The 24,377-nt window shown below is 66.9% G+C and carries 18 protein-coding genes and 1 pseudogene; 9 read left to right on the top strand and 10 right to left on the bottom strand.

All coding sequences use genetic code 11. The annotated features are described in order from the left end of the window. Positions 1-29: 29 nt before the first annotated feature. The gene (locus NWFMUON74_RS08450) at positions 30-677 is read left to right on the top strand and encodes a TetR/AcrR family transcriptional regulator (protein WP_043737888.1); all 648 of its coding nucleotides are present in this window, start codon (positions 30-32) and stop codon (positions 675-677) included. Positions 678-696: 19 nt separating this feature from the next. On the opposite strand, the pseudogene NWFMUON74_RS08445 reads toward NWFMUON74_RS08450, so the two are convergent. From NWFMUON74_RS08445 to NWFMUON74_RS08405, 9 genes and pseudogenes are all read right to left on the bottom strand, one after another. Beyond that, positions 697-3,712: pseudogene (locus NWFMUON74_RS08445) on the bottom strand (Tn3 family transposase). A 223-nt stretch (positions 3,713-3,935) separates the two neighbouring features. Further along, positions 3,936-4,844: an IS5 family transposase gene (locus NWFMUON74_RS08440; protein ID WP_043737886.1), complete on the bottom strand. Its 909-nt coding sequence runs from the start codon at positions 4,842-4,844 to the stop codon at positions 3,936-3,938. A 128-nt stretch (positions 4,845-4,972) separates the two neighbouring features. Then, positions 4,973-6,079: a DUF4238 domain-containing protein gene (locus NWFMUON74_RS08435; RefSeq protein ID WP_157227746.1), complete on the bottom strand. Its 1,107-nt coding sequence runs from the start codon at positions 6,077-6,079 to the stop codon at positions 4,973-4,975. Between the two features lie 64 nt (positions 6,080-6,143). Further along, positions 6,144-6,578, bottom strand: coding sequence for a GNAT family N-acetyltransferase (locus NWFMUON74_RS08430; protein ID WP_068049986.1), 435 nt, complete (start codon positions 6,576-6,578; stop codon positions 6,144-6,146). A gap of 280 nt (positions 6,579-6,858) precedes the next feature. Continuing rightward, entirely contained in the window at positions 6,859-7,368 is a 510-nt protein-coding gene (locus tag NWFMUON74_RS08425) for an AAA family ATPase (RefSeq protein ID WP_043737884.1), read from the bottom strand. Next, on the bottom strand, positions 7,340-7,939 hold the full coding sequence (locus NWFMUON74_RS08420) for an NUDIX domain-containing protein (RefSeq protein ID WP_082393302.1): 600 nt from the start codon (positions 7,937-7,939) through the stop codon (positions 7,340-7,342). Before NWFMUON74_RS08420 ends, NWFMUON74_RS08425 begins: the two co-directional genes overlap by 29 nt. Before the next feature lie 134 nt (positions 7,940-8,073). Then, a complete protein-coding gene (locus NWFMUON74_RS08415) occupies positions 8,074-8,598 on the bottom strand; it encodes a hypothetical protein (RefSeq protein WP_138456832.1) in 525 nt (174 codons plus the stop codon). 81 nt (positions 8,599-8,679) lie between these two features. Next, on the bottom strand, positions 8,680-9,633 hold the full coding sequence (locus NWFMUON74_RS08410) for a TRM11 family SAM-dependent methyltransferase (RefSeq protein ID WP_082393303.1): 954 nt from the start codon (positions 9,631-9,633) through the stop codon (positions 8,680-8,682). Between the two features lie 104 nt (positions 9,634-9,737). Beyond that, positions 9,738-10,406: a hypothetical protein gene (locus tag NWFMUON74_RS08405; RefSeq protein WP_043737879.1), complete on the bottom strand. Its 669-nt coding sequence runs from the start codon at positions 10,404-10,406 to the stop codon at positions 9,738-9,740. A 536-nt stretch (positions 10,407-10,942) separates the two neighbouring features. On the opposite strand from NWFMUON74_RS08405, the gene NWFMUON74_RS08400 reads away from it, so the two are divergent. The 7 genes from NWFMUON74_RS08400 to NWFMUON74_RS08370 all read left to right on the top strand — a co-directional run bounded on the left by NWFMUON74_RS08400 (position 10,943) and on the right by NWFMUON74_RS08370 (position 22,170). Then, positions 10,943-12,205, top strand: coding sequence for a replication-relaxation family protein (locus NWFMUON74_RS08400; RefSeq protein ID WP_162240368.1), 1,263 nt, complete (start codon positions 10,943-10,945; stop codon positions 12,203-12,205). Continuing rightward, positions 12,196-12,603: a pilin gene (locus NWFMUON74_RS08395; RefSeq protein WP_228792423.1), complete on the top strand. Its 408-nt coding sequence runs from the start codon at positions 12,196-12,198 to the stop codon at positions 12,601-12,603. The genes NWFMUON74_RS08400 and NWFMUON74_RS08395 overlap by 10 nt, the downstream gene beginning before the upstream one ends. Further along, complete coding sequence (locus NWFMUON74_RS08390) at positions 12,531-14,531, top strand: TrbL/VirB6 family protein (RefSeq protein WP_479687449.1); 2,001 nt, start codon at positions 12,531-12,533, stop codon at positions 14,529-14,531. Before NWFMUON74_RS08395 ends, NWFMUON74_RS08390 begins: the two co-directional genes overlap by 73 nt. Next, positions 14,528-17,560, top strand: a complete 3,033-nt coding sequence (locus NWFMUON74_RS08385) for a PrgI family protein (RefSeq protein ID WP_082393304.1) — start codon at positions 14,528-14,530, stop codon at positions 17,558-17,560. Before NWFMUON74_RS08390 ends, NWFMUON74_RS08385 begins: the two co-directional genes overlap by 4 nt. Positions 17,561-17,572: 12 nt before the next feature. Beyond that, positions 17,573-20,089 carry a type IV secretory system conjugative DNA transfer family protein gene (locus tag NWFMUON74_RS08380; protein WP_082393322.1) on the top strand — a complete coding sequence of 839 codons (2,517 nt, stop codon included), beginning with the start codon at positions 17,573-17,575 and terminating at the stop codon, positions 20,087-20,089. 186 nt (positions 20,090-20,275) lie between these two features. Beyond that, positions 20,276-21,157, top strand: a complete 882-nt coding sequence (locus tag NWFMUON74_RS08375) for a replication-relaxation family protein (RefSeq protein ID WP_197986985.1) — start codon at positions 20,276-20,278, stop codon at positions 21,155-21,157. After that, entirely contained in the window at positions 21,157-22,170 is a 1,014-nt protein-coding gene (locus tag NWFMUON74_RS08370) for a C40 family peptidase (RefSeq protein WP_051047220.1), read from the top strand. Before NWFMUON74_RS08375 ends, NWFMUON74_RS08370 begins: the two co-directional genes overlap by 1 nt. 505 nt (positions 22,171-22,675) lie before the next feature. On the opposite strand, the gene NWFMUON74_RS08365 is transcribed toward NWFMUON74_RS08370, so the two are convergent. Further along, complete coding sequence (locus NWFMUON74_RS08365; RefSeq protein WP_043736124.1) at positions 22,676-23,068, bottom strand: hypothetical protein; 393 nt, start codon at positions 23,066-23,068, stop codon at positions 22,676-22,678. A gap of 546 nt (positions 23,069-23,614) precedes the next feature. Here NWFMUON74_RS08365 and NWFMUON74_RS08360 point away from each other — a divergent pair. After that, the gene (locus NWFMUON74_RS08360; protein ID WP_051047221.1) at positions 23,615-24,283 is read left to right on the top strand and encodes a hypothetical protein; all 669 of its coding nucleotides are present in this window, start codon (positions 23,615-23,617) and stop codon (positions 24,281-24,283) included. The last annotated feature ends 94 nt before the right edge of the window (positions 24,284-24,377 follow it).

Here is a 24,377-nt window from a genome sequence, read left to right as displayed (position 1 = left end):
ACGGCACGAATCCGGAGGAACACGCGTCCATGACCGACCCGCACCCCGCGGACGACGAGCAGGCCGATCCGCGGCTGGCACGCTCACGCAACCGGTTGCTCGACGCGGCCACCCATCTGCTGTCCACCGGCGGTGTCGAGGCGGTCACCGTCGAAGCGGTCACCCGCGTATCGAAAGTCGCGCGCGCCACCCTCTACCGGCACTTCGGCAGCACCACCCATCTGCTCGCGGCGACCTTCGAACGGCTGCTCCCCCACGTCGACGCCCTCACCGGCACCACCCCGGTACGCGAGCAGCTCCTCACGCTGCTCACCACCCAAGCCGACCTCATCGAACAGGCCCCGGTACAGATGACCACCCTGGCCTGGCTGGCCATGGGATCCATCGACGACAACCACACCGACCCGGCCGCGCTCACCTCACTACGCGCCCGCGTCATCGAGCAATACCGCCGACCGTTCGACCAGATCCTCACCAGCCCCGACGCCCGCGCCACACTCGGCGAACTCGACACCACCTTCGCCATCATCGAACTCCTCGGCCCGATCGTGTTCGCCCGCCTCACCGGACTACGCACCATCGACCACGACGACTGCGCCCGGCTCGTCGACAACTTCCTCACCGCTCACTCAACAGCCACCGCATCAACCAGCCCGACCGGCACCGGCAGGCCGTAACCACAGATCGGCCGCGCAGTCAGAACAAGGTGTCACGCACCCGCAGCGGCCGGTACCCGGTCGGGCCCAGCTGGGCCAGCTCGGCGTCGATGTCGACCTCGATCGCGCCGAAGAAATTGATGTTGGCACTGTGGGCCGGGCTGATGTGGGCCAGGACCTCGTCATCGATACGCTGCCCGGCCCGACGCATCTGATCGACAGCGAGCCCGTAATACTCCGTGGTCCAAGCGATCACAGCGTTGGTCGCCAAGGTCAGGCACCAGGCTTGCTCGGTCTGGTCCTCGAGATGGCGTGCCCGAATCATCCCCTTATGGGCATAGAGCAGGTCGCGCCGCAGCGCGTGCAGCGACTCGCCCTTGTTGAGCTGCCGCGAGATCTTGCGCCGATAGTCCGGATCGGAGAGGTACCTCGCGGCGTAGATGGTGCGCCGCAGCGCCCCGTACTCCTTGAGCGCCGCGGCCAGAGTGTTCTGCCGCCCCGACGCCGAGAGCTTGCCGACCAGCAGCGACGCGGTGGCGTGCCCGAACTTCAACGATCCGGCCAACCTGAGCAGATCGTCCCAGTGCTCGGCGATCAAACCCGAGATTCGCTTTGCGGGTCATCAGCGGGCCCGCGTGCGGGAACCGGGCCTCGGCCTGCGCGCGCGGGCCCGGCCGGTACAGGGTGATCCGGCCCAGATCCCGGATCCGCGGCGAGAGCTGCATCCCGAGCAGGTCGAACAACCCGAAGTTGACCAGGGTGACCCCGTGGGTGTCGGTGGCGTGCTCGGTGATCGGCAGATCCGCTGCATTGCCCAGGATCTCATCGAGCACGTAATGGGCTTCACGTTTGGTCGCCACGATCACCTTGGTGCCGTAGGTGGCATGCTGATCGGTGACATGGGTGTAGGTCGACAGGCCCTCGCTGGCGAAATACCGGCTCAACGGCCTGGCCGTGGTTGATTTCCCACGCGTCGGGAACCGCTGCCCATCGCTCGACGACAGCGTTCCGGCACCGAACACCGCGGTCAGCGGCAGCCGCTGATGGTAGCCGATCAACACGAGGTTGGCCGCGCGCAGGGTCTCCTCGCGCACATACCACTCATCGGTCCAGGCCAGGATGTCGTAGGTGATCCCGCACGCCTGCGCCATCCGGGTCAACCCCAGGTTCGTCGAGTGCGCCAGCAGTACCGCGATCAGATTGCGTTTGAGCTCCGGCGTCCGGGTGGCCTGGCCGCCGGCGTGGGTGAAGCAGTCCAGGTAGCCGGTGCGCTTGTCCAACTCGATCAACAAGGAAACGATCGGCGCGAACGGCAGCATCTCGGTCAGCTCGGCCTTGAGCGCGATCGCCTCGGCGGGAACATCTTCCGCGCTCAGCGGCGAGATCACCAGATCCCCGCCCTCGTCCACCCTGACCGGGCCGTCCCCGCCGGCCAGCACCGCCTCCAGCTCACCGACCGCATCGTGCAGTTCGGCGACCACGGCCGCCAGCGCGACGCCCGGATCGGCGGATCGCCCGACCAGGCGGCAGAACTCGCCGCGTTGCGGTTCCCACTGCCCAGTGGTGATCAGGTAGGCGGCCGGGTCGGCGTAGCGGCGCGAGCCGGGCACGAACACATCCCCGCTGCGCAGCCCGTCGCGCAGTCCGAGCAGTACGCACAATTCCCAGTAGTGCCGGTACGCGGTGGCGCTACCGGTCTTTCGGGCCTCGTCGAGGTAGCCGCGCCATTTCGTCGGCACGAACCCGGTCGGGGCGTCGTCGAAGACCTTGCGCCGCCCGGTCGCGTTCAGCTCGCGCAGCATGTTCACCGCGATCAGCAGCTCGGTAGCGGCGGTGCCGCCGGCGAAGCGCACCGCTTCAAGCACTGCGGGGGTGAACTGGCGCAGGTAGTTGTAGGAGGAATCCAGCGCTGCCAGATGCCCGTGATCACGCGGCAACCTGGGTTTGGCCTGGGCGATCGCCGCGCGCAGGCGCTCCCACCCGATCTTCTCGCCGCGGATCAGCGCGCCGATCTCCTCATCAGCCACCGTCGGGTCGGTGACGATTTCCAAGAGATCGTCCAGCAGCGCCTGGCGGTCCTCGCCGGTCTTGCCGCGCTCGGCCAGCTGCTGCTGCATCTTCCGTTCGGCGGCACCGAACTTCGCCGAGATCGCCTGATCGAACAACACCACGACCTCATCGAGCACATCGGTGCCCGACTGGGCCAGCACCGTGAGCAGGATCGGATACCGGCGCTGCGGATCCCGACGCTCCAGGGCTTGCGGACTCAGACGCCGGCCCATCGTGGCCAAGAACCGGCGCCGCTCGGCGGGCAGCACCGACAGATCCAGCCGATCAGCACCCAAACCCCGCAGAAACCCCAGCTTGTCGACCTCGGCGCGGACCGCAGCCGCCGACGCCTCCACCGGCCCGGTCGACAGCCACCGCAACCGCGAGATCCCCAGCGACGCGTCCGTGACCAGCAAGCCGTCCAACTCCGCACACCGCGCCGCAGTGAACTCGTGAGCGAGCCGGTCATAGGTTTCGGTCTGGGCCTGGTGCCGGGCGTGGGCGACCCGCTCCACCACGGTGACAGGGCCCGGCCGGATCACCTTCGCCGAGATCAGATACTCACACGCCAGCCGGAACAACAGAGTCGGGGAATCGTGCTCCATCGCCCGCGCGAGCAGGAACTCGTCGAGCTCCTTGAACTCCAGCGCACCGGCCGCACGCCATCCCAGGTACCGCGCGGCCAGGCGCACATGCTCGGTGCGGGTCTTGGCTCGCCTGCCATAGGCACCGATCACCACCGGGTCGACCCGCAGCTGCTCGGCGAGGCGGGCCACCGCCCCCGGTGGGGCCGTGACCAGCCGATCCGGCACGAATCCCAGCCACGGCAGCGTACACAACGCGATCGCCAAGCCCAGCCGTTCGGCCGGTCCCCTGCCGCGGCCCGGATCCACGAACGCCAGATCCGCCGACGTGAGCGTGAAGTATCGAAACAGCTCCTCGCGGCTGATCTCCGGGAATCCCCGCAGACGTTCCAACTCCTCGTCCGCGAACATCCGCGTCGCCACGAACCCCAGCCTCCACCAGCGCCGACCAACACCAACACCGGCAGCCAAGCACCAACCAGCCGACAGCGCATGCCGAACCCGAAACCCGATGCCTACCAGGCGGCTACGCCATATCCGCCTGATTTTCGGCGGATGCTACGGCTACCCCTTTAGGGGATCGATAGGTGGTAGCGCCGCCGACTCCGGTGGCCAGGGTGTCCGCATCGTGCTCCTAGGCCGCGTTTCATAAGCCTTGGCCGGATAACCACAGGTTGATTGCGGCGACGCGGACCGTGGCCAGGTAACGGACAGCGAGTTTGTCGTAGCGGGTGGCGACAGCGCGGTGCTGTTTGAGGCGGCTGATCGTGCATTCCACGGCGTGCCGGAGTTTGTAGAGACCAGGGTCGAACGCCGGCGGCCGGCCACCGGCGTTGCCCTTGGCCACACGATGCGCTGCCTGGTCCGCCTTGATCGGGATGGTTGCCTTGATCCCGCGTTTCCGCAGGTAAGCACGGTTGGCCGCCGAAGAATAGGCTTTGTCGGCCAGGACCCGATCCGGCCGCGACCGGGTACCACCGACCGAGAGCCGCGGCACCCGTATATCGCCGAGCACCGTCGTGAACTGTGGGCAATCAGCCCACTGACCAGGCGTGACCACCAGCGCCAGCGGCCGCTGCCCCTGGTCGGCGGCCAGGTGCAGCTTCGTGGTGAACCCGCCCCGCGACCGTCCCAGCCCGTGGTCAGCGGGTTCGTCGTCGAAACCACCCGCCGCCTCGACCTGGCCGGCGAAGTCGCGGCGCGCACCCGCCGCATGCTGGTGCGCGCGGGCGATCGTGGAGTCCACGCTCACCGTCCACTCGATCTCACCGCCCGCATCGGCGTGGGCTTGCAGTGCGGTCAGCACCGATTCCCACGTGCCGTCACGCTGCCAGCGGCGGAACAACCCATACACCGTCTGCCACGGCCCATACACGCTCGGAATATCACGCCACGGACTGCCGGTCCGGATCCGCCACCGGATCCCGTCGATCAACTGTCGTTTCGACCACCGCGGTGGCCGGCCCGGCTTCATACCAGCAGGTAGTAGCGGTTCCAGTTTCGCCCACTGAGCATCGGTCAGATCCGCACGGCACGTTGCCGTTACGCTGTTCACGAGGTCTCCGGTTGGTTTCCGGTTGTGCTTGGTCGTTCAACCAACTACCGGAGACCTCGCCATATCACCAACTTCTCAACCCGGACAACGGGTTCCGTCCCCACACCATCGGGCTTATGAAACGCGGCCTAGTCAGTGGTCCATCGAGATAAGGGCCACTGCGGCGAATGGGGCGCGTCGGTCCATCGGGTCGGCAGGAGAACGGCGCGAGCGAACTCCGGAGCGGAGGTGATGCTACTTGACCAGTCCTGCTTCTCTGGGTAGTTGGGGATCTGAATCTGCGATGCGATCGAGGTTCCGCTTTTTTCGAAAACCAGCCGATTGCAGTTGTAGCAGAATTCGCGATTTAGAAACTTTGCCTCAGTCGAAGATAGTTCGAACGGGGGCTTGATCTTCACATTCTTCCGGCTCAGAATTAGGAGTCGATTAGGACTGATCGGAAATACAATTATTTCAGAATTTCTTATCGAGACCGGAAACTGGCGAGTGTTTCGCTTCGTTGGAATTCCGAGTACGGGTTCATCGCAGGTCAATAGATCGCCTGTGGAGCTTGCCAGCCAGTAGTCTCGATCGTTTTCAATCAGCGGGGCGAGAACGTTCTTCCAGGCGCCGATGGCTGCATCGATTGCCTTGGGCTTGGTTTCGCTGCTGACGGCCCGCTTGGCGAGTATCTGATTCACGATAGCCTGGTGTCTCGCTTCTGAGTACTCAATGCCGTACTCGCGACATAAGATCGGAAGCAGGCCGGTAATGTTCAGAATATGGCTGGCTCCGTAACGGTTCACTGCTGCGTCGATGCCCACGTCGGTCTGTCGCCCACGCTGGGTGCGCTGGCTTTGTAGGCTGATGTATACGGCTAGGTTGGAGATTAGGTTTTTATCCTTGATCCTCCCATCGGGCTGACCGTCGAGCGCGCGAAGCCAGTTCGCGGCCCGGCCCTCTATGCGTCCCATGTGGGTCTCGAACCACATGTCTGGATTTGCGTCGGCATCGATGTCGGGTGCCGATATTTGATAGAAGTTATCCTCGACGGCTGTCGATTCTATGGGTACGCAATTTGATTCTTTGGTGTCAACGTTTGTGACCTGAATTTCCCCGCTACCGTCGGTAGTCCACCGCTTGAGATACATTCTTGGCACGTAGTGGTGTCGGAATGTGGTTTGGGCGTTTTTACGAGTCTCTTCCTTGGATTTTTCGATCTCGACGTCGGTTAGCCAACGATTGACGGTAGTCACAGTCTGCATTGTAGGTCGCGCAGCCGCGAGCGACTCAATTCGGCAGTGCGACGAACTCTGGCAGTCAATGAAGCCCAGACAGTTCAGAGAAGATCCGTCGCGATCCGAGATTCGAATCGTCGCAGGTGAGCAGTATCCGGTCGATACCGATCGACCGGGCAACGACGATACTGCGGCGGAGAATGGCGCCACCGTACCCACGCCGCCTGTACTGGGGCAGCACGGCATACCCGATGTGCCCGCCTCGTCGACGTAGGCCCTCGTTGAGGGTGTGTCTGATCGAGGTTCGACCGACTACTTGGCCGTCAACAGTTGCGAGCAGATATGTGGAGGCCACGATGCCATCCGGCAGATTGGCACCCTGCCGCTGTTCCTCCCGGGCGCGGAGATAGTCCGCCCAGCTCATATCGGGTTCAAGACCCAATGCAAACGGAAAGCTATCGCCCTCGGCCAATTCGAGATGCGCGGCGCGGACAACTTTTTCGTCCGTTTCCTGCAACGCGCACGGCGGCGGATCCGAGCACTGTGTCGTGCTCCTCAGCGACGAACATCGCCCGAGTCCGGGTCCAGCGCTTCCACTGGTCGACGCTCCAAGCCAGTGCCTGCTCGTAGGTGGTGGAGAAGGTGCCTGCGGGGCTACCAGCGAGTGCGTCGAGGCGCACTGTTCGGGCTGTCTGCCAGCCGTCGGCGGTCAGGCGGCGCACGATCATGTACAGAACGATCAGGACTCACTGCGCCAGCAGGCAATCCAATATTGCCTGCCGCGCCTCATTTGACCGTCAGCGGAGTCGGTCGGTGGCGAGGATGTCGGTGTGAATCCGCTCGATAATGGAGTCGCGGCTCCAGCTGGAGTCGATGCGGACCTCCTCAACGTAGGACAGGGGTTGCCAACCGTGATACCACTCGGCCATCTGGTCAGGAGGAATCGTTGCGGCCTGCGGCCGGCCGGCATGGCGAGCGAGAGTTTCGTCGAAGGTGAGGTCGAAGCCGTAGTGGAGTGCACAGCCGGCGGTGTCGGCGAGACGGTGCAGCATCGCCCCGTAGCGATCGGCGTCGAGGATGCCTTCCACGATCGTCACCATCCCACGGGCCAGGCACAGTGTCGCGATATGTTCGATCAGCTCGATATTCCACCCGCCGGGCTCGTCGCGCTCACGGACAATCTGCCGTCGCACTACATCCTGACCGATGACCGCGCAGTGGCCGTGCTCGAAGCGACGTTGGAGGCCGGCGGCGACGGTCGATTTGCCCGACGCGGAATTACCGCGGATGACGACCAGCGTAGTCATCGAGCGGCAGCGGGTTGGAGGACGGTGTCGAGCTTGCGGATGAAGCGTGGGAGGTGGGGATCGGTGCTCGGCAGGCCGTGGGGTCGAGGTCCCACCAGCGGCCCCCGTCGAACTCGGCGGGATCGAGGTCGTAGTGCTGGGCCCGGTCACCCCGAGCGACATGCCACAGAGAGATATCAACATGGCCAGCGGTGGGGCCGACGGTGGGAGTCACTGTCAGGAACAGGGGCTTATCCCCAACGACATCGAATCTCGGGTCGAACCCGAGTTCCTCGCGTGCTTCCCGCCGCGCCGTAGTGCATGGGTCTTCGCCGGGAGCCAGGTGCCCGCCCATCGGGAGTTCGAGACCGGATTTGCGGTGTCTACCGAGGTAGATGCCGCGCTCGGTGGGGTCGACCAAGACCACGTACGCGACCAAGTGCTGCGGTGGAGTCGCTGGTGGAACTCGGCGGAAGATGTCATTGGTTTGGGCGAGCCAGGCCAGTGTCTGCTCGATGTGTTGCTGTTCAACCTCGTCGATAGGCGTGATCGCGGCAACAAGATCAGCGATGGCTGCGGTGGCGGGCTCCATGTCGCGCGAGCATAATCACGCCCTGCGACACCTCGGAATGCCCTGCCCTTTCGGTGCTCCCCGCCTCCGGTTCACCAACCCGGGCCTGCCGGTACACCAGCCTGGACAGATGGCCGGTTGACGCGGCAGGGTGGTCATGCGCCGGGTGCGCCGGGCGCTCGCCGTTCCCTCCGGCGGGCTTCCTTTCTGGGGCGTTCGAACCCTGCCGTAGCGCTGATGTCGACGAGGCCGACGGTGTCCGGCACGGCGATTCGTGTCGTGCCGTACCAGCGCCCCCAGAGTGCGATGTTGCCGGTGTCGGCCTCGGCGAGCAGCTTCTCCACCGACCATCGCTTGTTCGAGCGGTCGATCTCGATGGCGATGCACGGCAAATGGTCGTCGCGCCAGCAGAAGACGTCCAAATGGCCGTGGTACATCCGCCGTCCGGTACGCCTGGCGATCAATGCCTCTCGCTCGAGGTCGACCGTCCAACCGTTGGCGTGCCCCCACCGGACCGTGTGTTGGGTGATCAACGCTGTCGCTTCCCGCGCGGACAGGCCGGTGACCCGGACTTCGGAGAGCCATCTTGTCAATGACGAGGCCAGCTCAGCGGTTTCTACAACGTTCCCCACTGGCTTGATCCTAGAACGCGGCGGCGATGTCCATTCCGGCACGGCCACGGCCTCGCGAGACCTGCTTCCGGAGGCAGGGAGAACCGGGTTCCGGCGAACCCGGTTCTCCCGCGTGGCTATTCTCGTAGTTCATGCCGCCCATTTGCGGTCGACCCAGGCAGCCGTCGACACCAAACTCCGGTTTGGATGAGTTTGCTTGAGCTGCAACGAATCTGGCACGTCCCTGCGCTCGAGCACAATGACGTCCTCGTGTGCGATCAGGTGAACGGGAAGCCCTCCGCGGCGGTTCTTGACGATGAAGTCGCGCTGGAAGAAGCTGCTTCGGGCGATGATGTCGTCGTCGGCGAGGCGGCCGAGGAGTGCGACGCAGCGTTCGACGGGGGTGAGTCCGGCAAGGGTGCCGCAGGTGGTGATGTGGGTGGGTAGGTCGATGAGTTCGGCGTGCTGTCGCCAGGGGCGAGCGGTGATGACGACGTGTCCGCCGGGTTTGAGGTAGTCGGCGACGCCGGTGAGGATTCTGGTGAATCCGGTCAGGAGCCGGCCGATGCCGACGTTGGCGAGGTTGCCGCGGTCGAGGACGGCTCCGTAGCGGTGGTCGTACTTGCGGACGCCTTCGCCGGGCTTGACTCGGACGTGACCGTGGGTGGAGTCGCCGTATGGGGGTGAGGTGATGACGAGGTCGACCTGGCCGCGCAGGTCGGCAGGAAGCAGAGTTGGAAGTTTTCGGGCGTCGCCTTGGTAGACGGCAGCGTCGAGGTCGATGCCGGCACCGTAGGCGAGGTCGATGTTGGTGCGGGCGAGGTCGGCCCATCGGGTTTCGTATTCGACGCCGATGGCGCGGCGGCCTCGGTGCAGGGCCTCGACGAGGGTGGTGCCGATGCCGCACATCGGGTCCAGGACCAGGTCCCCGGGGTGGGTGTATGCCTCGATGGCGTGGGCGGCGATGGCGGGCAGCATTTTCGCGGGGTGTTTGACGCTGTCGGGGTGGTAGCGGCCGGTGCGTTGAGTAGCGGGCGCGGCCTGCGCGGTCGGCCATACCGATACCGCGGCGATGTTGTTCTCCGTTTTGTGGGTTGCGGTCATCGAAAGGTGCCTCGATTCGAGATTCGGTGGTCAGGAGCTACATGCCGCCATCGTGTGCCCAGCGTCGTACGGCGGGGCCCAGTACGGCAGGGCCACTGCGGCGATCAGGGGCGCAAAAGAACGGTGATATCGGTATGCACGATGCTGTGCGTGCGGGCGTGCCCGGTGTTGTCGAGTCCGGGTGCCGCGACGGTGTCGCCCGCGATCGGGACGGCGACGATGTGCTGAAGGAACAGCAGGTCGGCGGCCTGACCGGCGGCTACTGTCCAGCCGGTCGGATCGAGCAGGACACCGTCGCGGGTGTGCGTGCAGCGGGTGAACACGACAAGCACGCCGCCGGGGTTCAACCGGGTTGCGGCGAGCGCGACGATCTCGTCGACTGCCGAAGGTGATGTGGCCTCGGGAGCGAGCAGGCTGGCCAGGACGAGGGCAACAGCTCCTTCGTGCGGTGGCCGATGTTGGTGAGCATCGGGGCGTTCGATCAGGCTGTCGCGGCCGAGGCTGTCGATCACGGCGAGCACGTCGGCAGTGTCCGGCGTCGGGAAGGGTGTGTCGGGGGCGGTTGAGGCCGGGGGCGCCAGCAGCACTTGGTCTCCGGGGCGGGAGAACTCGGTGACGGCGCGGGAGACGATCGGCGTCGGCCATTGGTCGGTGGGGTCGATCGGGTCGGTTCCGGAGGCCCAGATGGTTGAGGGAACCTCGGCCGCCGGAGCGCGGCGCGAGCCGGACGAGCCGGTGTGGCGACGGCGGCGGACTGGGGTGTGTTCGGTCATCGGCGCGGTCCTTGTCGATTCCAGTGCATGGGATGTGTGCACTGGTCAACTCCTCACGAATTCGCCGTTTTTGGACATCGAACCGTCCCGAAAACTATGCAAATCGACTGATCGATCTTCGATATCCACAGTTGTAGAGCGCCACATCTGACGCCAATTTTTCGACGGTCCACCCGAAAGCTTCTCGCGCGGTGTACAGCGCCACCGGAACGCCACCAAACGTACACAACCCCTGGTAGATAGCAGTTTCCCGGCACCGCGCTCAAGCTCCCGTACCGGTTCCGTGTGGTCGAATCCGGCTGATCGGTGATCGGCCGGAGGTCATCTCGAGGTCGTTTGGAGGTTATTCGGAGGCTTTTTGGTGGCGGCCGTTCTGTGTCCTTGCCGAGTCGGATTTATCAACGCTTCGAGCAAGGGGAATGGCAATGAATGCGAATTACAGTATTTCTGCGGAGAGGCCGGATCATGCGGAAGCTTCGCCGCTGGCGGTCGTGCGGTCGGCGCTCGACCGGATAGCCGATCACCCGCTACCTGTCGTGAGGAATCAGGTATCGGGACTCGGCAGGCAGGTCGATACCTGGGGCCAGTTGCGGCAGGTGCTGTCGGACCCGGCGCTGCCGATCGAGACCGTGGATGCGGTCTGGGTGTGGCTGATCGGCCGGTCTCGAACCCACGGTTCGGATGCAGCCTTGGCGTGTGCCGGGATGGCGGCACCGATGTTGGCGGGGATGGCCAGCGTGTTCGGACCTCGCCGGCGCGAGGACCGCGCTGACATCGAGGCCGATCTGTTGGCCGAGTTCTTCGCCGAATTGCCGCGCATAGATGTCGAGCGCCCGTTTCTGTGGTTCCGACTGCGGTGGGCGCTGTTCCGTGGTGGCCGGGCTTGGGTGCGGCGGGAGGCCGCTGCCCCCGTGCCCGGTGCGGATGTCGGCACTGGAGCCGACATCGACACCAGAGCGGACGAACCGGTGCAGGTGATGTGGGCCCCGGCGGGGCATCCCGAACAGATTCTCGCCGAGGCGGTCGCGGAGAACGTGATTACCGCCGAGGTCGCCGAGTTGATCGCCGCCACCCGGCTGGAGGGGCGGTCGGTGACCTCTCTGGCAAGCGATTCGACGGGGTTGTCGCACTGGGCGTTGCGCAAGACCCGCCAGCGAGGCGAACACGATCTCCTCGACTGGCTGGTCGCGCGCACGGCAGCCACCGATCCGGCACGCACCAGCACCGTCGAGCACCGCGCCCTGCAACTCCTGTCCTGTTCGGCCGACGACCAGGGCTCAGAAGTGGCCGCGCAGCGACAGCGACTCACCGAGCGGGACCTGGAAGTGCTGCGGCTGCTCGATGCTGAGCAGGGTCTGAGTGCCGACCAGGTCGCCGACCTGTTGTTCCCCAGCGTCGACACCGCACGGAAAAGGCTGACGGCGCTGACCCGTCGCGGGGTGCTCACCCGTTGCCGTCGTACCCGCCCCGGTGTGGGGCGTCGTGGTGTGCCGCCGTGGCAGTACGCCCTCAGCCCGCTCGGCTCGGCGATCCTCGCTGTCGGCCTGCACAACACCACACGGCACGGCGAGATCACTGGCGAGCACGCACCGCGGCGGTCGGGTTCAACAGGTACTCCCGCGGCGGAGACCGCCTTCACCACCTCGCAGCCGACTACCCGCGCTGGCCGATCTGGCGATTTTCCGGACACTCCCAGGTCCAAATGTGGCTCGCAAACGCGGAGTAGCCAGTGCGGGCGGACATCGGCTGCCCCCGCACAACCGGCAACCCAGGTGGAGGTGAATCGCCGATGCGCATGATCGGTTTCCCTGAAGTTCGTTCTGCGACCTCGTCACACCGGACGGCCCAGCCCGGCACCATCCGGCGGGCCCTTGCCCCGATCGCGGTATTCGCGGCGGTGGCGCTGACCGCCATAGCGACCGCGGGTACCGCTGCGGCAGAACCCGTTTCGGTACTCGCCATCGCTGAGTCGTTCGACCAGGTACTCGACAATATCCGGAACTGGCTGGTCGGCATCCTTGCCGGGCTGGCGACGGTGTTCCTGACCATCGGCGGCGCCCGCTATGTGCTGGCCTCCGGCGACCCCAGCGAGGTCGAGAAGTCCAAGACCGCGCTGCGCGCTGCATGCCTGGGTTACGGCCTGGCGATGCTCGCGCCGGTGATCGTCGCCGTTCTCAAGTCGATCGTGGGTGCCTGACCATGACCGCGGCCTTCCCAATCGGCACCTCACCACCGAACCCCCGAACAGGCTGGCCGTTGCGGGTGGTGGCGGCCGTGGTCGCGATGCTGGTGGTCGGGGTTGGCATCGGTGCGACTGCCGCCGCCGAGCCCACCGCCCCACCGCCACCGCCGCCGGTGGCGACGACACCCCAGCAACCGGCACCGACCGCGCCGACGCCCACGCCTCCGCCCACATCGCAAGGTCCGAGCACACCCGCGACTCCGTCGCCTACTCCGCGCGGCTCCTGGCCGGGCGACTCCAGTCAAGTACCGGTTGAGCCGTCGGATACAGGTGATTCCGACTGCGGAATTCGCAATATCTCCGGTTGTGTCGCGAATGCTATCGACGGTTTCTTTGCCCGCCTGGTGGATTCGGCGCTCAATCCGCTGCTCGAGCTACTGTCGCAAACACTGTTGACCACCCCGGAGCCCGGTGACTTGCCGCGGGTCGGTGAGTTGTGGGACTCGTCGTGGCATCTGATGCTGGCCATGTACGGGCTGCTGGTGGTGGCCGCTGGCATCCTGCTGATGGTCCGCGAAACATTGCAGACCCGCTGGTCACTGCAAGAACTGCTGCCACGGATCGTGGTCGGGTTCATTGCCGGTGCCATGAGCATGCTGCTGGCGACCCAGGCGATCGTGTTCGCGAACGCGCTGGCCGAGGCATTCGCCGGTAGCGGGGTCGAGTCCGACTCTGCCACCACCGCGCTGAAGGAACTGACCGGGTCGGTCACCGGGAACGGAATCTTCCTGGTTCTGCTGCGAACTGCGCTTGTCGTGATGCTGGTGGTACTGCTCATCACCTACGTCGTGCGCGTCGCGATCACCATCATCCTGATCGTAGCGGCACCACTGGCTTTGATGTGTCATGCGCTGCCTGGTCTGGACTCGATCGCTCGCTGGTGGTGGCGCTCCTTCGCCGCGTGTCTGGCGATTCAGGTGGTCCAGTCGCTGGTGTTGGTCACCACCCTGCGGGTTTTCCTCACCCCGGGAGGATGGGGATTCTTCGGGCCCAACATGGACGGCGTCGTGAGCCTGATCATCGGGCTCGCCCTGATGGGCGTGTTGATCAAGATCCCGTTCTGGCTGATGTCGACCATGCGAATCGGCCACGGCCGCAGCATGGTCGGATCCCTGGTCCGCGGATACGTCGCCTACAAGACCTTCGGCCTACTCAAGAGCGGCGAGAAGGCTGCCGCCACGGCGATTCGACGCCCCACCCCACAGGGCAACGCAGCCACTGCCAACAGGGTGGGCAACGGCCGCCGAGGTGCCGCCGCTGCAGTGGGCAGCGCCGACCCGTATGCGCGGACACGGTCGACGCGGGACGGCCAGCTGATGTTGCCCCTCGAAGGAGTCCACCGGGTCCGGCGAACGCAGGGTCCTGCAACACCACCGTCGCAGTCGGCCACCACCACATCGGCTCCGGCCTCACCCGGCACCGCCCCTGGGCCGACGACCCGCCCGAGATCGCGAGGCCGCCAGCTCGCGTTCGATTTCACCCCGCCAGACCCCTACAGCGGGATTCGCGCCAATCACCGCGGCCAGTACCCGCTGCCGATCCCTGTTGCCCGGGTCCGACGGACACCCGCCCCTGCCGGGCCTCCCGCAGCGCCGGCACCGGCGTCGGCGTCGCCGCCGCCGCGTCCTCGGCAGGGCACGCAGTTGGCGTTCGAGTTCGATCCGCCCGATCCGTATGAGGGCAACCGGCCGCTGCGCAGCGGCCAGTACCGGCTGCCGTTCCCGGTGACCCGGGTCCGGCCCGCCGAGCGAGCGAGCACGCCGCCACCGGTTCCGCCGCCACGTCCCTCGACACCGGCAGGTCGTCAGCTGCATCTGCCGCTGCCCGATCTCCCTGTCCGCCGGCGCGCACGCCGCACTCCCCGAGGAGGAAACCCCAGATGAGCACGCCCGTTCGTATTCCTGCCGATGTCGACCGGCAAGACCGGTTGATCGGCCCATTCACCGCCCGCCAGCTCGCAGTCCTCGCGGTCACCGCGCTACTGCTGTATCTCGCGTGGACCGCAACTCGTGAAGTGATCGCCCCCGCAGCGTTCTTGGCCGGAGCCGTCCCGCTGGGCACCGCGGTCGCGGTGCTGATCTTGACCACCCGCGACGGCCTGTCGGGCGACCGGTTGCTGCTGGCCGCCGTACGGCAACGTCTGCGGCCTTCTCGCCTGGTAGCCGCGCCCGAAGGGATCGCTACGGCACCACGGTGGCTCACCCGCGCTGCGGGTCGAGGGAAGAAGCCGCTGGTGCCGCAGCCTTTGTCGGCCAAAGCATTACAGCTACCCGAGGCGGTCACCAGCGCCAACGGGGTCGGGGTGGTCGATCTGGGCCCGGACGGGCTGGCTGTGGTCGCAGCGGCCGGGACGGTCAACCTCGCCCTGCGCACTCCCGAGGAGCAGGATGCCCTGGTCTCACAGCTCGGGGGCTGGCTGCACACGCTGCGCCAACCGGTGCAGATCCTGTTGCGGTCGACGCGCCTGGATCTGACCGGCCAGCTGCAGAGTCTGTGGCGTTCGGTCGGTGAGATGTCACCGGAGCTGGCCGCTGCCGCGCACGGTCACGCCGACCACCTGGCCGGACTCGCGGCCGGGGAGGACCTGATGCACCGGCAAGTACTGCTGGTCTGGCGTGAACCCCTCGACCTCCCGGCGACGAGCGACAGGCTGGGTGGACCGACGCCGGCGGCGATGCTGGGCTGGCTGGTCGCGGGGCGTCGGCGTGCTCGACGGGAATTGTCGGCCGCGGCACGGCGCGCCGCGGAGGCCCGGCTACTGCGGCGGGTGCATGAGGCCGCCGACCTCCTCGCCCCGATGGGTGTCACCGTGACACCGCTCGATGACGCGCAGGCCACCGCCGTGGTAACCGGCGCCTGCAACCCCGGCAGTCTCGTTCCCTCCTCCGCAGACATCGCCGGCCCCCACACCGTCATCACCACCGACGGCCCGGACACCGAGACCTCCACCGATATCGAACTGGCCGACGATATCGACGCACACCCGCATCGGCGAGGATCCCTGCGTCGCCGACGTCGCCAGATCGCCGGTGCCGCAGCTGGATTCGGGCCGGATTCGCTGGCGATCGGGACACGGCACCTCGAAGTAGGGACAGGATGGGTGGCGACGCTCGCCGTCACCGGGTATCCGCGTGAGGTCACCGCCGGCTGGCTGGCTCCGCTGCTGTCGCACCCCGGCCGCCTCGACGTTGCCCTGCATATCGATCCGGTCGACCCGGTCACCGCCGCCTCCCGGCTGCGGCGCCAGCTCGCCCGGCTGGAGTCGACCCGATTTCACGATGCCAGCTACGGCCGCCGCACCGATCCCCTGGTGGAGGTCGCGGCCGAGGATGCCGCAGAACTGTCCTCCCGGGTGGCACGCGCCGAAGCTCGACTGTTCCGAATCGGCCTGTATCTGACCGTGCACGCCCGCTCGGAAGCCGAGCTGGCCGACGAGGTCGCCGCCGTCCGCGCCCTGGCAGCCAGTCTGCTCGTCGACACCTGCCATCTGTCCTACCGCACCACCCAGGGCTGGGTTTCCACGCTTCCGCTGGGTCTGGATCTGGTGAAGGTGCGCCGCACCTTCGACACCAATGCCCTTGCGGCGGCGTTCCCGTTCTCCAGTCCGCAACTGCCTGTTGGTGATCCGGCCCGCGCGGCATCGCCAGAAGGGGTGCTCTACGGGCGAGACGCCGCATCCGGGCTGGTGTTCGTCGACCGGTTCGGTCCCGAGGCGCACAACCATAACGCCGTCGTGCTCGGCCGTTCCGGCGCCGGTAAGAGTTACCTGGTCAAGACCGATATTCTGCGGTCGCTGTATCGCGGGATCGAACAGGTGATCATCGACCCCGAAGACGAGTATCGCGCGTTGACCGAGGCGGTCGGCGGCACCTATATCCACCTCGGCGCCCCCGGGATCCGGCTCAATCCCTTCGATTTGGAGGTCCATACCCGCCCCGACGGCCGCCGCACCGCACCGTCGGATGCACTGAATCGACGGAAACTATTCTGTCACACCGTGATCCGGGTCCTGCTCGGTGACCAGACGGCTGCGCAGCGTGCCACGCTCGACACCGCTGTGACCGCCACCTACGCGAGTGCGGGGATCACCGAGGACCCCGCGACGTGGACCAGGCCCGCCCCGACCCTGGGTGTCCTGTGTGAGCAGTTGGCCGCGCTCGGTTCGGCCGTGGCTGATGACCTTGCCGCGTCGTTGGCTCCGTTCGTCGGCGAGGGCGCGTTCGCGGGCCTGCTCGATGGGCCGACGACGGTCAGCCCGGATGCGGCGATGGTCGCCTACTCGTTGCGGGAGCTGCCCGATGAGTTGAAGACGATCGGGACGCTGCTCGTGTTGGATGCCACCTGGCGGCGAGTCGCCAACCCGGCGAATCGTCGGCCGCGGATGGTGACCGTGGACGAGGCGTGGCTGATCATGCGCCAGACCGCCGGTGCGGAGTTCTTGTTCCGGGCCGCGAAGTCGTTCCGCAAGTACTGGGCCGGCCTCACGGTCGCCACCCAGGACTGTGCGGATGTGCTGGGCACCGAACTCGGTAAGGCGATCGTGTCCAATGCGGCCACCCAGATCCTGCTGCATCAAGCGCCGCAGGCGATCGACGAGGTCGCGACCGCGTTCAAGCTCTCGGACGGAGAACGACAGTTCTTGTTGTCGGCGGCCCGCGGGCAAGGGCTGATCGCTCTCGACGGCACTGACAGAGCCGTGTTCGCCTCGATGGCCTCCGTCGAGGAGCACGCGCTGGTCACCACCGATCCCAGCGAACTCGCCGACACCGCAGATGCCGAGGAGTCAGGTCTCGACATCACCGAACCCGCCCCGTTCACTCCGATTGTCACCGACGACAACGCCGATGTCGACACCGGACTGGCGGATGAGGACGGCGACGGGGACGTCTACGTCGATGTGCAGGCGGCATAGGCCATGTCCCTCATGCTGTTTGCGGCGGACCACGGCATCGTGGGCGAGCTGCTGCTCGACCCCGCCGCAGCGATGCGCGAACTCGCCGACACCGCTTTACGGGTGGTGACCGGTCCGGCGGCGGTGATCGCTGTGGGGCTGATGGTGGGCGTGCTCGCCGCGGCGAGGGTTGCCGAGCGACTGCGCCGGCACCGGCTGGCCACCGACGCCCGCCAGGTCACCGTCCTCACGCCTCCCAAGGTCGATCCGAAGGGGGCGGAGGCACTGTGGGCGCATCTGACCGGGCAGCTGCGCCCGTCCTGGCGGCGGATGCTGTTCGGGCAACCGCATCTGGGGTTCGAGTACAGCATCACCCCCGAGCACGGGGTGGCGATTCGGCTCTGGGTACCCGGCCGGATTCCGCCAGGGTTGGTCGAGCGGGCGGTGGCCTCCGCGTGGCCGGGCGCGCACACCCGCACCGCCCATACGGTCTCCCCGCCGCTCACACCTCCTGGGCTTGAGGATCGTCGGCTGCTGTCCGGAGGTGAGCTGCGGCTCGGGCGCCGGGAAGCACTGCCGATCCGCACCGACTACGGCGGCGCGGACCTGGTTCGTGATCTCATCTCCGCCGCCGATGATCTGGGCCCCGGGCAGGCCGCCTGCGTGCAGGTACTGGCGCGACCGGTCACCGGCCGCCGCGTGCGGCGCGGCACCCGAACCGGGACCGGTGCGGCATGGCCTATCCCGCTGCTGCGGGAGGTGCTCGATCTGCTCACCCCGGGCCCGGTCCGCCGCGCTGGCCGCGTCCGTGCCGCGGCGGCGGCCCAGTCGAGTGATCGGCAGGCCGCGATGCGCGAGACGACCGAGCAGCGGGCCGCCGCCGGTAAAGCCCGTGGTGCGCACTGGGAGACCGTCATCCGCTATGCCGTGTCGGTGCCCGATACCGGTGACCGGGTCGCGGCGCGGGCCGTTGCGCGGGGTCGGGCGGATGCGCTGGCGGTGGTGTTCGGGTCCTGCACCGATCACAACTACTACCGGCACCGCCGCACGCGGCGGCTCGGCTCGGCGCTCTCGCAGCGGCGGCTGGGCCGCGGTGATCTGTTGTCGGTGCCGGAGCTGGCCGCACTCGCCCATCTTCCGCATGATCCGGCCATTCCTGGTGTGCAGCGGGCCGGAGCCCGCGCCATCGCACCGACCCCGGAAATCCCTGCGGCGGGACCGTATTCGAAACCCCTGGGCGTTGCCGACAGTCCCGGTGGACGCTCGGTGGCGGTGCGCGTCGCCGACGCCCGCCACCACCTGCACGTCCTGGGCCCAACCGGCGTCGGGAAGTCAACACTGCTGGGGCGGCTGATCCTCGAGGAGGCTGATCAGGACCGCGGCGTGGTCGTCGTCGATCCCAAAGGCGACCTCATCACCGACATCCTCGCCCGGTTGCCCCGGCGTTGCGCCGACCGAGTCGTCTTGTTCGACGCCGACTCCCGCAGCCGCCCGCCTTGCCTCAACCCGCTCGACACCCCCGCCGACCGAGCGGGGACCGACCGCGCGGTCGACAACCTGGCCACCATCTTCCACCGCACCTTCGCCCAATGGTGGGGCCCGCGCACGGACGACGTCCTGCGAGCAAGCCTGCTCACCCTGTGCCGCCAACCCGGCGTCGCCACCCTCACCGATCTACCGCGCTTGTTGACCGAGCCCGCGTTCCGCACCCGGGTCACCCGCGCCACCACCGACCCCGTCCTGCGTGGATTCTGGTCCTCGTATGAGGAATTGACCGACTCCGCACGCAACCAGGTCATCGGACCGTTGTTGAACAAGTTGCGGCACTTTCTGTTCCGGCAATTCGTACGCGACGCACTCGCCGCCGGACCCTCCACCGTCGATCTCGGTGACGTGCTCGACCACGGCGGCATCTGCCTGGCCCGGATACCCAAAGGCTCTCTCGGCGAGAACACCAGCCGCCTGATGGGATCGCTGCTCGTAGCGCGCACCTGGCAGGCCACCACCGCCCGCGTCGGCACCCACCCCGACCAGCGCCCCGACGCCACCCTGGCCCTCGACGAAGCCCACAACTTCCTCAACCTCGCCACCCCACTCGAGGACATGCTCGCCGAGGCCCGCGGCCTGCGCCTGTCTCTGGTCATCGCGCACCAAAACCTCGGACAGCTGCCGACAGACATGCGGGCGGCGGTGTCGGCCAATGCACGCAACAAGGTCATCTTCACCGCGTCCCCCGAAGATGCCCGAGACCTGGCTCGCCACACGACTCCCTGGTTGTCCGAGCACGACCTGACCCACCTCGACGCCTTCCACGCCGCCGCCCGGGTCTTGGTCCGCGGCCAGCAGGCGCCACCGTTCACCCTCACCACCCAACCCCTGCCACCAGCCGTGCCGGGGCGCGCCCGCGAGATACGCGCCGCTGCCCGTGCTCGCCTCGCCGCACCGCTTCCAACCACGGAGCCGGCAGAACCCGACACCGACGAACCGGGGCCGGATCTCACAAAATCTGCTGCTCCACCGGTCGGTGGCGGCGATCCCCGCCTGTCCTGACCCAGTGAGTCCACACGGATTCACCTGTCTAGCAAGGTAATTCAACTCTCGGAGGTTGCTGCGATGATCAATCACCCGGATAGGCAGAGGGATCTGCGAGCACCCCGACCAACCCGGGCACCGTCGGCGATCGGCCACGCCGGTCTGGCTGTGCGGCTCACCGGCAGGGATCGGTGGATTCTGCGGATGCTGCTCGAGCATCGCGTCCTGACTACCACCCAGCTCGCCGAGTTGGCCTTCCCCACCATCATCAAAGCCCGTCGCCGCCTCACCCTGTTGCACAGGTATCGGGTCGTCGACCGGTTCCGGCCCCTCCGTGCGCGAGGCACCGCCCCGGGGCACTGGGTCCTGGCTCCCGCCGGCGCCGCGGTGGTCGCCGCCGAAGCCGGTATCGAGGTCCGTGAGCTGCGTTACCGCCACGAGCGCGCCCTCGCTATCGCCCACAGCCTGCACCTCGCACACACCGTCGGCGTCAACCAATGGTTCACCGCCCTCGTCACAACTCCCGGCCACGGGCGGGTGCTGGCGTGGTGGTCGGAAGGCCGCAGCCGAGGGCTCTGGGGTGATCTCGTCCGCCCCGACGCCTACGGCCGCTACACCCACACCGGGGCGACCCTGGACTTCTTCCTCGAATTCGACCTCGGCACCATCACCCTCTCCTCGGTGGCCGGCAAGCTCGCCGGCTACGCCGAACTCGCCCGCTCCACGGGCATCGTCACTCCCGTTCTGCTGTGGGTGCCGACCACCGGACGCGAAACCACCGCCCGCCGTGCCCTCCTCGAGACGTGGCAAACGCTGCCCGACCCCGGCGCGGTGCCGGTCGCAACCGCCGCTGCCGATCTTCTCGATCCCACCGCAGAACATCCGAGCCCCGCCGACCGTGTCTGGCTGTCCCTCGATGGTCACGGCGGCGAACGACTGGCGCTGCACCAGCTCCCCGCCTCGTGGCCGCATCTCACCCCGCCCCCGGCGAGCATCCCGCAGTACTCCGCGCCGACCACGACCAGTGGGCCGGCGGTCCTCGACCCGCCGTCACCGATGCCGCCCTGCGAGACCGGAGGTTCGTGATGTTCGCCAAAGCACTCGGTGTCGGTTCGGCCGCGGTCGTGTTCTGCACGGTCGTGATCGCCGCGGTCGTCGCCACCGTCGCCGTCTACGACCATGCTCCCACCCCGGCTCCGGCACCGGGCGCGGCCACTGCGCCGAGTACCGAGGCCCTGACCGATATCCCGCCGGAGATGCTGGTGCTGTATCAGCAAGGCGCCGGCTCGTGTCCGGGCTTGGATTGGTCGGTACTCGCCGCGATCGGCAAGATCGAAACCGACCACGGCCGCTCCACTTTGCCCGGCGTCGCCGCCGGGGAGAACTTCGCCGGAGCCGGTGGACCGATGCAGTTCCTGGCCCCCACCTTCGACTCCGTCGTCGCCCGGCATCCGCTGCCCGCTGGCGGGGCGACACCTCCGTCGCGATACAACCCGCACGACGCCGTCCACGCAGCCGCCCATTACCTGTGTGATTCCGGCGCGCCGGGCGATCTCTACGCGGCGATCTTCGCCTATAACCACGCCGACTGGTACGTCCGCGACGTTCTCGCCCAGGCCGACCGCTACTCCACGCACGCCACCGCACCACCGCCCGGCAGCGGTGACTGCGCCGACCTACGGGCCGCGAGTCCCGCTGCCGCGACAGCGATCTCGTTCGCCTGCCAGCAACTCGGGCAACCCTACGTCTGGGGCGGCAACGGCCCCGAGGTCTCCGGCGGCTGGGATTGCTCCGGCCTCACCCAAGCCGCCTACGCCCGCGCCGGCATCGCCATCCCACGCACCACCTACGACCAAGTCCACACCGGGCCCTCTATCCCCGAGGACCAACTCCTGCCCGGTGATCTCCTCTTCTACGGCACCGACGCCGACGTGCACCACGTCAGCATCTACCTGGGCGCCGGGAAGATGCTGCACGCGCCGACCTTCAACGAGCCTGTTCAAATCTCGGAATACCGCTGGCGCGGCGATGACTACTACAAGGCCACTCGCCCCGCCGACCTCGCGCCGCCCGCTGCCGGTCCGGCACCGCAGCTCTAGACCGATCGGTCCGAGAGCGAGCCGTCACATCTCGACAGGAGGCTTCCCCATGACTCTACCGGCCACCGTCACCGCGCTGGCGGACTTCGCCCACATCCCGCCCGGCGGCACCGAACTCGTGCACCACATCGACGAAGTCGAGATCCCCATCGCCGACCCCCGCCGATGCCAGCACCAAGACACCATCTGCGCCGAATGCGCCCCCCCCTGTGGAAATCCCAGCACCTGTTCGCCGAACCCCTTCCCTGGGATCACGAACATCCCGACAATCCCAGAACCTGAAAACGGTGCCCGCGAAGACGTTCATCCGGACGAGGGCCAACCACTGGATGCTGCGGCAACGGCATATAGGCCCGGCACACCCAACCGCCATGCAGAGCACCGAGCATCGCGGCACAGAAGGGGCGATATCCACCGCTCGCGCCGGGCGCATATGCATGCCGCGACGCACGTGACCCGCGCGGCCCACGCGAGGGAAGCGAGCCGCGCGGGTCACGTCTGCGGGCTACTCGTTTCGGTTACCACCGACGGCGTTGGCAGCGGCGGAAGGATTGGTGAAGATGCGGCCGTCGGGCAGCATCAAGCCACCGCAGCCCGTGATCACCGCCGTGACCTCGCTGTCGGGACTGGCCAATCGATCGCCGACACGCACGTGTCCCGCGTCGAGCAGATCGCGGACGGTCACCCGGGCCACACGCTCGAACGGGAACGGCTCGTCGAATTCATAATCCAGCTGCCACGACGGCGCACACTCGGTGCAGATTCTGCCCTCGCTATGGATGCAATCATCCACACAAGTCACCTGGAAAGTAACTTCCCGGATGCGGTGGACGCATTCACTGGTGCCGATGACGGTGTAGGACTCGTCCAATCTTGCAGTGAGAACGGTGTTATCCATGAGAAGTCTCCAAACTGTTCCGAAAAGTTGTGCGTAGCGAGTGATTTCACGAGGGCCCCTCCGCCGACATCGCGCACATGATCTGCGCTGCCCACGCCGGGGCCAGTCAGCTTCGCCAGGAACGGTCGTTCCCGAGCCCGACTTGAGAAGATGCTGCGACTCAGCTGGTTTCGCGATTGTCGTGGTCAGTGGGCATGCGGCTTCTCCGGAGTTCGATCGAGGGAATCGTGATTGGCGACCCGGCCGGGGTGGTCACCCATTCATCGGCAGGATTGCCGAACCACGGGTTTCCACGACCATCGACGCTCGATAGACCCGGGTTTGTCAAGACCACACCGAAACGGAATCAATTCCCATGCAGACAGTCACGGCCATTTCAGTGACATACCGCCGATATGACCGCTTCGTTCCCGATTCCGCTTGACAATTCACCCCGTATCGAGCGTCCATGGAGACCGGCGCCCCACGAATCCGAATTCCCGGGGTGCCGTCCCGGCCGGGACATGACGAAACACACCACCAGCCACCATTTCCCAGGAGAATGTCATGTCCACCACGACAGAATCTGCCCGCACCGCCGTCGAAGACGCCCTGTGGGCGGTCATCAGCGCTGACCCCAAACCCGCCGCCGAACTGGCGACCGCCGCAGGAATCAGTCAGTCGAAGACCCGCAAGCTCCTCAACATGTGGGCCGCCGACGGCAGCATCTCCCGCCACACCGACGAGACCAACCCCCACGCCGCCGCCCGCTGGAGCATCGCGCCCACCACCGAACCCGACACCGACACCTCCGGCGACGGCGAAGCCCCTGACGATGCTGAAACTCAGCCCCGCACACCGGAGACCGACGCCTCGCATCTCGATGACTCCACCCCGCCCCCGCCGAACATCGACGAAATCGTTGACAACGCCACAACTTCGGACGAACCGGCCACCGACACCGACACCGATGATGCGGGACCAGCCGGTCATACCGGCGAAGGGTCGCCGCATCCGGACAAACTCGCTCCCGGTGCACTGCGGGGGCTGGTCGAGGATCACCTGCGTGACCACCCGGGCCAGGAGTTCACCCCGCACCAGATCGGCAAGGCGCTCGGTGGTCGGTCCTCGGGCGCAGTCCACAATGCCCTCGTACGGCTCACCGACTCCGGGGTCGCGGAGATGACCACCACGCGCCCCAAGAAGTTCGCACTCGCACCGTCCTCCCAGTCCTGAACCGAACCACCCGGACCCGGCGGGAGTAGAGCGGCCACCCTGTCAAAGGGCAACCGCCCTACTCCCGCTCTCGCCATTTCCAGGACGTACGCCC

It is taken from the genome of Nocardia wallacei (genome assembly GCF_014466955.1).
Taxonomy (GTDB): domain Bacteria; phylum Actinomycetota; class Actinomycetes; order Mycobacteriales; family Mycobacteriaceae; genus Nocardia; species Nocardia wallacei.
This window is presented reverse-complemented; position numbering and strand designations above follow the sequence as displayed.